We start from the raw sequence: 10,938 nt of genomic DNA, 5'->3' as shown, positions 1-10,938 counted from the left end.
CAAAAATTTGTCAAGCATCATAAGTAAAATACTCGGGTTTTTGGCTATTATATCAAATCTTAACTCAATTGTCTATCTTTTGGTATTAACCCTTTTGTGCCTCAAGTCCCTCCCTGTATGAATTTCAGCTACTTTTGAGCGTAGGCGCTCTCATCGAATTTTATTTTAAGTTAATTATTTGCATAACAATTCCCGAAGAGCCTAAAAATATTATATTTCTGTCCTTTGAGGGCAAATTTTAAATAAGCGGCAAAATTGAGAGCAATTTTATTATGATCGGTAGTGCCTCCTGTCATCGGTACGATTTCCCCGTCTTGATACTCATGTTTATAGGCTGCCGTTTCCTCTAGTTGTAAATATTCGGCAAAGCTATAGGTACTTTTATCTGTGGCTATGGTCATAATTTAAGTAGCTGGTTATAATTAAATTAAAAATGGATTTTAGGTTCGATCCCCTCTGTCCCCCTTAATAAGGGGGGTGCCGATCTCCCCCTTATTAAGTAGGGTTGATTCATGAATCAACCCTACCCTTAATAGGGGGGCATCTGAAAGTTTTTAATACCTACCCACTTATTGATTAGCTCTCTCAATTGATTATAGCAATTATTATACTGGTGAGATACAAAAAAGTTACCAGAAATTAGCTATATTTACCCCAGCAAAAGATAACAGCTATCTTAATAAGACTCTTGAAAATTTTTAGCCAGCAACTAAACCAGAATTTGATCTCTCCCAAATGTGGGACAATTGACAAAGAACTAAGAATTGTAGAATCCCCCCATCATGACCTCGGAACTATCGAAGCAATACGATCCCAAGATCACAGAAACGAAATGGCAGCAATATTGGGAAAATCAAGAAATATTTACAGCAAACCCCGAAAAAGGCGGCGAAACCTACTGTATAGTCATCCCCCCTCCCAATGTTACCGGTAGTCTCCACATGGGTCACGCTTTCGAGAGTTCCTTGATTGATACACTTGTTCGCTACAAGCGCATGACCGGCAAAAATACCCTCTGGCTGCCCGGGACAGATCACGCTAGTATTGCAGTACAAGCTATACTCGATCGCCAATTAAAAGCCGAAAAAACCGACCGTTATCAACTAGGAAGGGAAAAATTCCTCGAACGCGCTTGGCAATGGAAAGAGGAGTCCGGTAGTACCATTGTTAATCAACTGCGACGCTTGGGGGTATCCGTCGATTGGACGCGGGAACGTTTCACCATGGATGAGGGACTTTCCCATGCTGTCCGTACTGCTTTTATCAAACTCTATGAGGACGGATTAATCTATCGCGGTCAATACTTAGTTAACTGGTGTCCCGAATCCCGGTCGGCCGTTTCCGATTTAGAGGTGGAAAACAAGGAAATTGAGGGAAATCTCTGGTATTTTCGCTATCCTCTTAGCGATGGTAGCGGTTATCTTCAAGTAGCCACCACAAGGCCCGAAACCATGCTTGGTGATACTGGTGTCGCTGTCAACCCGCAAGACCGCCGTTATCGCCATTTAATCGGCAAAACCGTCACTTTACCGATAATGGGGCGAGAAATCCCCATTATTGCCGATGAATTGGTGGATCTGGAATTCGGAACCGGTTGCGTCAAAGTTACGCCGGCCCACGATCCCAAGGATTTTGAGATGGGTAAACGCCATAATTTAGCCTTTATTAATATCATGAATTTAGACGGCAGTTTAAACGAAAATGCCGGAATATTCGCAGGTCAAGATCGTTTTGTTGCCCGCAAAAATGTCGTTAAAAAACTCGATGAAGACGGTTTTTTAGTTAAGATTGAAGCCTATCGCCATAGCGTCCCCTATAGCGATCGAGGTAAAGTTCCCGTGGAACCCCTTTTATCTACCCAATGGTTCGTTAAAATTGAACCTTTAGCCACAAAAGCTTTAGCCTGTTTAGATCAGGAAAACTCGCCCCGTTTTGTGCCAGAAAGATGGACAAAAGTTTATCGCGATTGGTTAGTTAAACTAAAAGATTGGTGTATTTCTCGACAACTGTGGTGGGGTCATCAAATTCCCGCTTGGTACATTATCAGTGAAACTAATAACGAAATTACTAACCATACTCCCTTCGTCGTTGCCCAGGATGAAACCTCCGCTTTAGCCAAGGCCAAACAGGAGTATGGAGAGGATATAATTATTCAACAAGACCCCGATGTTTTAGATACTTGGTTTTCCTCGGGATTGTGGCCATTTTCGACTATGGGATGGCCAGAAAAAACCCTTGATCTAGACACCTATTATCCCACCACAACCCTCGTCACCGGTTTTGATATTATCTTTTTCTGGGTGGCCAGAATGACGATGATGGCGGGCTATTTTACGGGACAAATGCCCTTTAAAGATGTCTATATTCACGGTTTAGTTAGGGATGAAAACGGCAAAAAGATGTCTAAATCTGCCAATAACGGCATCGATCCCCTAATTTTAATTGATAAATATGGAACCGATGCTTTACGATATACCTTAATTCGAGAAGTGGCAGGAGCAGGACAGGATATCAGTCTGCAATACAACCGTAAAACCGATGAATCGGAATCCGTAGAAGCTGCCCGAAATTTTGCCAATAAAATTTGGAATGCTTCCCGTTTTGTGATGATGAATCTGGAGGGAAAAACTCCAGAAGAATTGGGAGAACCAGCTTTAGAAAATTTAGAATTAGCCGATCGCTGGATTTTATCTCGTTATCATCAAACAGTGCAAAAAACTAGAGATTATCTAGAAAATTATGGCATGGGAGAAGCGGCAAAAGGTCTATACGAATTTATCTGGCGCGATTTCTGTGATTGGTATATCGAGTTAGTGAAAACTCGTTTATGGAAGGATAAAGAATCGGTTTCCTGTGCCACGGCCCGGCAAACTTTGGCTTTTATCTTGGCAGGAACATTAAAACTATTACATCCCTTTATGCCCCATATTACCGAAGAAATTTGGCATCATTTAACCCAAGAAAATCAGCAGGTTTTGGCTTTAGAAACCTATCCAATAGCTGATAGTTCTCTGATCGATCTAGACTTAGAAAATACTTTTGAGTTATTAATTGAAAGTATTCGGGTGTTGCGTAATTTGCGGGCCGAAGCGGGGATTAAACCGGGGGCAACGATCACGGCAATTTTACAGACAGAAAACAGCCAAGAATTAGCTATTCTGCAACGCGGACAAGTGTACTTAAAAGACTTGGCCAAGATTGAAAACTTAATTTTGACGGCCAAATTAACCGAGGAAGTCAATCAAGCGATCGCCGGTGTTGTCGCTACGGTAGAAATCCTCATCCCCCTGTCTGGATTGGTTGATATATCGATATTGGCTGGGAAATTAGAGAAGAATTTAGGTAAAGTAGAAGGAGAAATCAAGAGTTTGAGCGATCGCTTGAATAAACCTAGCTTTGTCGAAAAAGCTCCAGAAGCTTTAATCCAAAAAACGAAGCAAGCTTTAGCAGAGTCCGAAAAACAAGCCCAAATTCTCCAAGAACGATTAAAACGCCTGCATTAACGGAGGCAGTGGTTATTTTGGGGATTTTCCGAAAAATAGGGCAGTTTTCAGGCTACCCTAACCGGAAAATTAATCCCCAAAATGGGAGATGATTGCATCGGCAAATTCGGAACATTTCAGGGGAGGATTAACGGGAGGTTCCATCAGACGCGCTAAATCGTAGGTAACTTGTCGATTAGCGATCGCTGCTGCGATGCCTTTTTTAATCAAATCGGCCGCTTCTTGCCATCCCATGTATTCCAACATCATTACCCCAGAAAGAATCACCGAACCGGGGTTAATTCGGTCTAAACCGGCGTGTTTAGGGGCTGTGCCGTGGGTTGCCTCAAAAATAGCGCAAGTATCGCCAATATTCGCCCCGGGTCCCATCCCTAAACCACCCACGATCGCCGCTGCCGCATCGGAGAGATAATCACCATTCAGGTTCATGGTAGCGAGGATCGAGTATTCATCGGGACGGGTTTGGATCTGTTGGAAGATACTATCGGCAATGCGATCGTTAACCATAATTTTATCTTTCCATTGCCCATTGCCGTGGGTTTCCCAGATAGCATCGAGAACACTGGTAACTTCTTGGCAGATTTTAGCTTTTTTCTCGTCCGTGAGGGCATCATAACCCGGTTCCACCATGCGGGCGTTATCTTCGATGCTCAGATCAGGGTTTTTCTCCTTATTGCTCAGGATCCATGATTCCATCTCGGTAACGCACACATCCCGGAATTCACTTTTAGCTAATTCGTAACCCCAATCCCGAAACGCCCCTTCGGTATATTTCATAATGTTACCCTTGTGGACAAGCGTAACTTGATTTTTCGGTTTCGGTAAAGTCAGCGCTCGTTCGATCGCCCGGCGGACTAATCTTTGGGAACCCGTCTTACTAATAGGTTTGATCCCGATACCCGCATCGAGAGGAATTTGTTTGTTACCGTGTTCGGGAGTGGCGGGAATTAGTTCGGTGTTGAGATAATTAATCAGTTTATCGGCGATTTCCGTGCCTTGTTTCCATTCGATGCCGAGATAGATATCCTCGGTATTTTCCCGATAGACGATGACATCGAGTTTTTCCGGGGTTTTATGGGGGGAAGGGGTTCCCGCATAGTAACGACAGGGACGAACACAGGCATAAAGGTCAAAAATCTGCCGCAAAGCCACATTCAGGGAACGAATGCCGCCACCGATCGGAGTGGTCAAGGGACCCTTGATGGCGACACCATATTCTTTAATCGCTGTCAAGGTATCTTGGGGTAGATATTGATAGGTCCCGTAGATTTCGCAAGCTTCATCGCCAGCATAGACTTTAAACCAATGGATTTTCCTTTGACCACCGTAGGCTGTGGCGATCGCTGCATCGATAACTTTTTCGGTTGCAGGCCAGATATCGACCCCCGTACCGTCACCACGAATGAAGGGAATGATCGGATCGTCGGGAACTAGAGGTTTTCCGTCAGAAAAAGTAATTGTCGAGCCTGTTGTCGGTGGGGTGATTTTTTCGTAGCTCACAGTCATGGGCTTCCAGAAACAGTATTTATCTATACGTTGGGAGTCTAGCGCCGTCAATATCTATACTCAGGGATTTTGGGTAATTTCTTAAAGATTCCTTTGCTGGCATCTCCGTCAAAACAACCTAGAGGAAAAGCCTGAAACCGAGACAGAGAGTAGGGTTAAGCCTAGAGCCGCCCGCCCGACGGTCAAATGTGTAGATACTTAGGGTTTGCTGAAAAAGCTTTTCCTGGGGGCAGGGTGTGGGGTGTGGGGTGTGGGGTTTTATCGATTTTCAGGTGGTCAACTACCTAATTTTCAGGGAAAAAGTCCAGGAATTTTCCCCCTGATCACTCCCATTCCAGGACTTTTTGATTGACAAAAAGTCTAAAAGTCTTACCCAACAAGGTTTTTAGATTTATTCAGCAAACCCTAGTTATCGCTGTTCTATCAGTGTTGAGGATTCCCGTGAGCAACAATATAGAACAGCGTTAATCGTGCTTAGTTGTTCTATATTGACGGAACCTTTCATCAGCGATCGCATTTACCAAATCTTAGCCATTACTAATACAAACCCCGGCAATTCTGGATCACCACTAATGGTTTCAGGAGCATTTAAAATCTCCGGTTCTCGATGGGGACGATAAATATAGACTTGGCGATTTTGGCGATCTATTAACCAACCCAATAAAGTACCATTGGCAATATATTCCTCCATCTTTTTCTGCAAACTGGATACTGTATCACTAGCAGAACGTAATTCAATGACAAAATCGGGACAGATGGGGGCAAAAGAGGCTTTTTGTTTTTCTGTTAAAGCATTCCAGCGTTCTAATTTAATCCAAGCAGCATCGGGTGAACGAGTCGCACCATTGGGCAGCGTAAAACCCGCACTAGAATCAAACCCAAGCCCCGTCCCATCTAGTTCTGACCAACTCCCCAGTTGCACAGCTATATTAAGATTGCGATTACCCGTATCTGAAAAAGCAGGGGGCATAACGATCACTTCTCCACTAGCACTGCGTTCAATGCGTAAATCTCGATTGGCTAAACAAAATTCATAAAATTGCTCCTCCGTCATCGGCATAATCCAAGGAAGATCAATCATCAAAGGAGCCGAGGTCGCTTGTACAAGTAGTGTCGTCATATTTTCGCCCTACTCAAGAATTACACGAATTAACAACTGAATGCCCTTCAATCTTAACTTAGCTCTTGTCAACGGCATTATTGACTACTAAAAGATAGAAGGCGATCGCTCTTAACGTTGCTAAAGAAGCCTGACGGAGAGGAATGTAAATATTTATAAAAATGTAGCTTAAAATACAGTTTGTTTGGGGAGTGTGTGCTGTTTTGTCGTCCGTCTTTTCAGAAAAAGAAACCGCAAAAGTCTCCTAATACCATCAATAAAATCCGACAATTCCCCTTCATTAATTGGAGGGGTTTTTATCAGTTGTCATACTAAATCCGTTGAGTAACGCACAGAAAACGGGTTTCTCCGAGAAACCCGTTTTCTATTAATGCTTGGGGATAGTTTTTCCTAGCTTAGGGGTATTGAAAGTTTAATTTTCCCTGAATCTTTCTAACAGTTCTGAGCGAGATAAATTAGCCAGAGAAAGAAGTAACCTGGTGCGTTCCGAGATAGGAAGTTGGGCAATCTGTTCCACCAGACCAGATAATTCTGCATCTAGGCTGCCAAAGCGTCCTTCCAGAAGACTGGTTATCAGGGAATACCGTTCTTCTAAACTACCTCGTTGTATCCCTTCTTGTATCCCTTCTTGTATCCCTTCTTGTTTCCACTCTTCTCGTTGTTTTAGATAAGCTGGTGATAGGTTCATAATCTCCTCCTGTTCTTCGGCACTTAAATTATCTCTTAATTCCAAACTCTTGCGCCAGTTGGCCAGAATTTCCAGTAAATTCTCTTGGAAAGGATTACCTTCAGGCAATTGCACTAATTCTTCTACTGCTCGTTTCTGTGTCCCTCCTTTCCCTAGCACCCTCAACCATAAAGTCTCCTCATTGACTGGTAATTGATGGATGGCGACGATTCCTGTTTTGAACAGGCTAGGGGAAAAATAAACGCCTTTTCCCCACTCCTCTTTCATCCCCTCTTCCGGTAGGAATGAAGGGGAGATTCCCACGACTTCTTCAATCATTCTCGCCGAAAAAGTAGGCGTTAAAATCCAGAGAACTGGTAGTTCAGCTTCTGTTAGAGTTTTGTTTGTCCGTTTCGCCTTCCTTAAGACTTCGCCATGAACCGCATATAACTTTGAGATGCAACTGCGAATCTCTACCTCCGAGGGTGGGTTACGGAAGGGTTCAAATAAGCAGCAAGTCGCCGCCATTTTACCGAGTAACCCCAAGGGTAATTCAGTCCTTGATGCTGAACTGTCTGGTTCAAACCAGACATCGATTTCTTGAACTTCACTCTTGACTTTCTTGCTCTTTTTAATCGTCCCTAGAGACGCTAAGAGTTCTTCTAAATATTCCTTGGCAAATTGGTCGTGAATTTGGCGAGTCATTGCAGGGGATAATTAATCCGAGAAAGTGCATTAACAATCTTGTTAGATCATAGCAAGTTTTGAGAATTTATCGGCTCTTCTAGGTTCTGTGTAACAAGTTTAACTTAAGTAGCTGGTTATATAGCGTTTCCTAAGCTAGTGAGGTACACCTATTTTTCTTCCCTTTTGCCTTTTGCCTCTTGCATGAGTGCCTAAAACCCATAACTTTTGTACCTCAGCAGACTGAAAAACGCTATAATTAAATTAAAAATGGATTTTAGGTTCGATCCCCCCTGCCCCCCTTGATAAGGGGGGTGTCTGATAACTTTTAACGCCTACCTACTTATATAGTAGCGATCGGTCTTTGTGTTCTTTGTGTCTCTGTGGTTCTTCACACTCATTGCTTAAAGGCCCCTTTTCAAGTTCCCAGAGCTTAGTCACCAATATTGCGAAAGTGACAGAAAAGGGATAATCTTCCACTCAATTGCCCAAAATAAAGGCTAGAATCGAAATATAGTATCGATCGCTACGGATTTTTCATGAATTACAGAAAATTTTGCTTGGCTTTTTTGCTGTCCCTTATCCTCATCAACACCGGATTAGTTATGCCTAGTTACGCAAACGAAAGAGAATTGAGGACAATTACCGTGACGGGGGAAGGAATAGAAAATATCGCCACTTCTCAAGCAGTAGTGCGCTTAGGGGTAGAAGTTCAAGGCAAAGAAGCGGGGAAAGTGCAGCGGGAAACCGCCAATCGTAGCGATGCGGTGGTTAAATTTCTCCGTTCCCGTCAAGTGGAAAAATTGGAAACCACCGGCATCAGTTTACAGCCCAATTACGACTTCAGCAACAACCAAAGACGTTTAATCGGTTATATCGGGGCTAATTTGATTAGTTTTCAGATCGATATAGCCCAAGCGGGGATTTTAATCGATGAAGCGGTGAAAGTCGGGGCAACACGCATCGATGGGGTCAGTTTTACTGCTGGGGAATCAGCGATCGCAGCTGCCCAAAGAACCGCTCTCATCAAAGCCACGGAACAAGCTAGAGAACAGGCCACAATCGTGTTACAAGCCCTCGGTTTAGTGGCGAAAGAAACGGTTTCTATCCAAGTGGGTAATACAGGTAATCCCGTGCCAATAGCTCGCTCAGAAGCGGTTTTTCGGAGTCGGAGTGCCGATGCTGCCAGTAGCCCGGTTATCGGAGGGGAACAAACCCTGCGCGCTGCTGTCACCCTCGAAATTAGCTATTAAGATAACTTTCAGCTATCAGTTATCAGCCTGGGTTTTTTTGACCGGAAATCTTGGATACAGGCTGATAAAATCAACGCCGATGTTCGGAAACTCTAGAAAAAACTGTCCCCCTCATCCGTGAATTATCCTAACTTTTTACCCACTGTTAGCGAGGGATTGAGCGAAGATACCTCCCTTGCTCTCCTCGAAAATATCCAGCAAATTGCCATCGATAGCCCCATCTATCCCCGATCGATTCTAACTACCTATAGTCAACAAGGGCAAGGTCAACCGCCTTTTCTCCTCCTGCACGGTTTTGATAGTTCCCTGCTGGAATTTCGGCGTTTACTACCTTTCCTCTGCCAAAATAGGGAAACTTGGGCGATAGATCTGCTCGGCTTCGGTTTTACTGAGCGATACCCAGATTTAGAAGTATCTCCGAAAACTATTAAAAGCCATCTTTACCATTTCTGGAGAACTGCGATCGCCAAACCGATAATTTTAGTCGGTGCTTCCATGGGGGGTGCAGTGGCCCTAGATTTTGCCCTCTCCTACCCAGAAATAGTGGCAAAATTAGTCCTCATTGACAGCGCAGGACTAGCTAATCCCCCAGTTTTGGGTAAATTGATGTTTTCTCCCCTCGATAAGTGGGCAACTAATTTTTTAGCCAATCCCCGCGTGCGCCAAAATATCAGTCGTACCGCCTATTTCGATCAAACTTTGGCTAGTGTTGATGCTTGCACCTGTGCTAGTCTGCACCTGAATTGTCCCCACTGGAGTGAGGCTTTAATCTCCTTTACCAAAAGTGGCGGTTATGGGGCATTTTTGCCGAAATTAAGCAAAATAAACCGAGAAACTCTGATTATTTGGGGAGAAAACGATCGAATTTTAGGCACAGAAGACGCGAAGAAATTTCAGCAGGCTTTGCCCAATAATCAACTGGTCTGGATTCCTCGCTGTGGCCATGTTCCCCACCTCGAAAAACCAGAACTTACCGCAGCCGCGATAGTTAAATTTGCGAGCTAAGAACTTATAATAGGATTATTTGACCCTATAGTGCCAACTTTTATGAAATTTTTGCCGATCGCTCTCGGTACATTCAGCCTTCTGAGTTTATCTGTCAATATTCCTGCTACTGTAGCCACACAACAGCTTTTTTGTCAAGGCCGCATGAATAACGGTTGGTCCTATTCGGCAGAATTTCTCAATGGACGTTTTGAGCGCATTCGCTGGACGCGCTCCGGTCAACCCCCCCAAGTTTCTAGCCTTAGTTTTAAAAATACTAACAACAAAGGACAACCGATTTATCGTGGCAGTCTATTCGCCGCAGTCAGTGTGACTCTGATAGACTTATCGAAAGGAGATGTCCGTCCCGGTTCGCAAATTTCCGTGGGAGTGGAAGAATGGGGTTGGTCGCGGGGAAACTGCGCTCTTTCTAACCGTTGACATCCTCACCGCCGTAAACGGACGGTGATTCCTCACCACGCTACCTTTTTAGGGTAGTCGCGTCAATGGGGTTAACGCTTCACAGGATGCGGCTTCTTTAACAGAAGTCTTACGCTTTCCGACCCGTCCGTTTAAAGTCTCCGATTGCCCACCGGCGACCTTGATATTTACCGCAGCATTGATGTCTCGATCATGGAAAGTCCCACAGAAAAGACATTCCCACTCACGGATATTTAACGCTTTCTTACCGCCGATATTCCCACAACAGGAACATCGCTGAGACGTTGGCTCCCATCGGGAAATTAACCGAAAATCACGCCCATATTTATCAGATTTTGCTGATAGCATATCTCGAAAAGAACGCCATCCTAAGTCTGATATGGCACGGGATAACTTCCGATTTTTAACCATTCCCGATGTGTTTAAATCCTCTAAAACTATCGTTTGATTTTCACGAACAACTTTAGTGGATAGTTTATGCAAGAAATCAGTGTGAGTGTCCTTAATCTTTGCGTGGATTTTAGCCCCTCGTTTTCTGGCTTTTTCCCGTCGTTTACTTCCCTTCTGTTTTCTAGAAAGGTTTTTCTGTGCCTTTCTTAGTCGTTTCAATCGTTTCTTTAACGGTTTTGGTGCGTTTATGGCTCTTCGGTTTGTGTTATGCAATGGACGGGGGTTATAAGGGATGGAACCCTTATAGAGAAAGGCATTTAGCGATTTTTGTCAATTGTTTTTTATCTAGAGCGAACTAATCAATTAAGTCTCTTGCCAGATAAGGATTTA

General features: G+C 43.8%; 8 protein-coding genes and 1 pseudogene. 4 read left to right on the top strand and 5 right to left on the bottom strand.

Going from position 1 to position 10,938, the window contains the following annotated elements; translation table 11 throughout:
• Window positions 1-170: 170 nt before the first annotated feature.
• Window positions 171-401 (bottom strand): Uma2 family endonuclease, encoded by a 231-nt coding sequence (locus tag O9290_RS04125; RefSeq protein ID WP_502846442.1) that lies wholly within the window; start codon window positions 399-401, stop codon window positions 171-173.
• A gap of 381 nt (window positions 402-782) precedes the next feature.
• Between O9290_RS04125 and O9290_RS04120 the strand changes: the two genes are divergently transcribed.
• Window positions 783-3,503 (top strand): valine--tRNA ligase, encoded by a 2,721-nt coding sequence (locus tag O9290_RS04120; protein WP_288059933.1) that lies wholly within the window; start codon window positions 783-785, stop codon window positions 3,501-3,503.
• A 69-nt stretch (window positions 3,504-3,572) separates the two neighbouring features.
• Here the strand turns inward: O9290_RS04120 and O9290_RS04115 are convergent, their stop codons facing one another.
• The 3 genes from O9290_RS04115 to O9290_RS04105 form a co-directional block, all read right to left on the bottom strand.
• Window positions 3,573-5,009, bottom strand: a complete 1,437-nt coding sequence (locus O9290_RS04115; protein WP_288059932.1) for an NADP-dependent isocitrate dehydrogenase — start codon at window positions 5,007-5,009, stop codon at window positions 3,573-3,575.
• Between the two features lie 517 nt (window positions 5,010-5,526).
• Window positions 5,527-6,129, bottom strand: a complete 603-nt coding sequence (locus O9290_RS04110; protein WP_002758659.1) for a Uma2 family endonuclease — start codon at window positions 6,127-6,129, stop codon at window positions 5,527-5,529.
• 412 nt (window positions 6,130-6,541) lie between these two features.
• Window positions 6,542-7,501, bottom strand: coding sequence for an RpnC/YadD family protein (locus O9290_RS04105; RefSeq protein WP_288059931.1), 960 nt, complete (start codon window positions 7,499-7,501; stop codon window positions 6,542-6,544).
• 518 nt (window positions 7,502-8,019) lie between these two features.
• Between O9290_RS04105 and O9290_RS04100 the strand changes: the two genes are divergently transcribed.
• The 3 genes from O9290_RS04100 to O9290_RS04090 all read left to right on the top strand — a co-directional run bounded on the left by O9290_RS04100 (window position 8,020) and on the right by O9290_RS04090 (window position 10,158).
• Window positions 8,020-8,733 (top strand): SIMPL domain-containing protein, encoded by a 714-nt coding sequence (locus O9290_RS04100; RefSeq protein WP_002758662.1) that lies wholly within the window; start codon window positions 8,020-8,022, stop codon window positions 8,731-8,733.
• A 117-nt stretch (window positions 8,734-8,850) separates the two neighbouring features.
• Window positions 8,851-9,738: an alpha/beta fold hydrolase gene (locus tag O9290_RS04095; protein WP_288057384.1), complete on the top strand. Its 888-nt coding sequence runs from the start codon at window positions 8,851-8,853 to the stop codon at window positions 9,736-9,738.
• A 42-nt stretch (window positions 9,739-9,780) separates the two neighbouring features.
• The gene (locus tag O9290_RS04090; protein WP_002758665.1) at window positions 9,781-10,158 is read left to right on the top strand and encodes a hypothetical protein; all 378 of its coding nucleotides are present in this window, start codon (window positions 9,781-9,783) and stop codon (window positions 10,156-10,158) included.
• A gap of 48 nt (window positions 10,159-10,206) precedes the next feature.
• Here the strand turns inward: O9290_RS04090 and O9290_RS04085 are convergent.
• A pseudogene (locus tag O9290_RS04085) lies at window positions 10,207-10,797 on the bottom strand (RNA-guided endonuclease TnpB family protein); the annotation flags it as partial.
• Between the last annotated feature and the right edge of the window lie 141 nt (window positions 10,798-10,938).

Source organism: Microcystis sp. LE19-41.2A (genome assembly GCF_027530405.1).
Taxonomy (GTDB): domain Bacteria; phylum Cyanobacteriota; class Cyanobacteriia; order Cyanobacteriales; family Microcystaceae; genus Microcystis; species Microcystis aeruginosa.
Note: the sequence above shows the minus strand (reverse complement) of the source record. Positions and strands in the feature narration are given on the sequence as shown.

Coding starts and splice junctions, on each gene's coding strand:
- O9290_RS04125 (WP_502846442.1), bottom strand. CDS start 401: ATGACCATAGCCACAGATAAAAGTACCTATAGCTTTGCCGAATATTTA.
- O9290_RS04120 (WP_288059933.1), top strand. CDS start 783: ATGACCTCGGAACTATCGAAGCAATACGATCCCAAGATCACAGAAACG.
- O9290_RS04115 (WP_288059932.1), bottom strand. CDS start 5,009: ATGACTGTGAGCTACGAAAAAATCACCCCACCGACAACAGGCTCGACA.
- O9290_RS04110 (WP_002758659.1), bottom strand. CDS start 6,129: ATGACGACACTACTTGTACAAGCGACCTCGGCTCCTTTGATGATTGAT.
- O9290_RS04105 (WP_288059931.1), bottom strand. CDS start 7,501: ATGACTCGCCAAATTCACGACCAATTTGCCAAGGAATATTTAGAAGAA.
- O9290_RS04100 (WP_002758662.1), top strand. CDS start 8,020: ATGAATTACAGAAAATTTTGCTTGGCTTTTTTGCTGTCCCTTATCCTC.
- O9290_RS04090 (WP_002758665.1), top strand. CDS start 9,781: ATGAAATTTTTGCCGATCGCTCTCGGTACATTCAGCCTTCTGAGTTTA.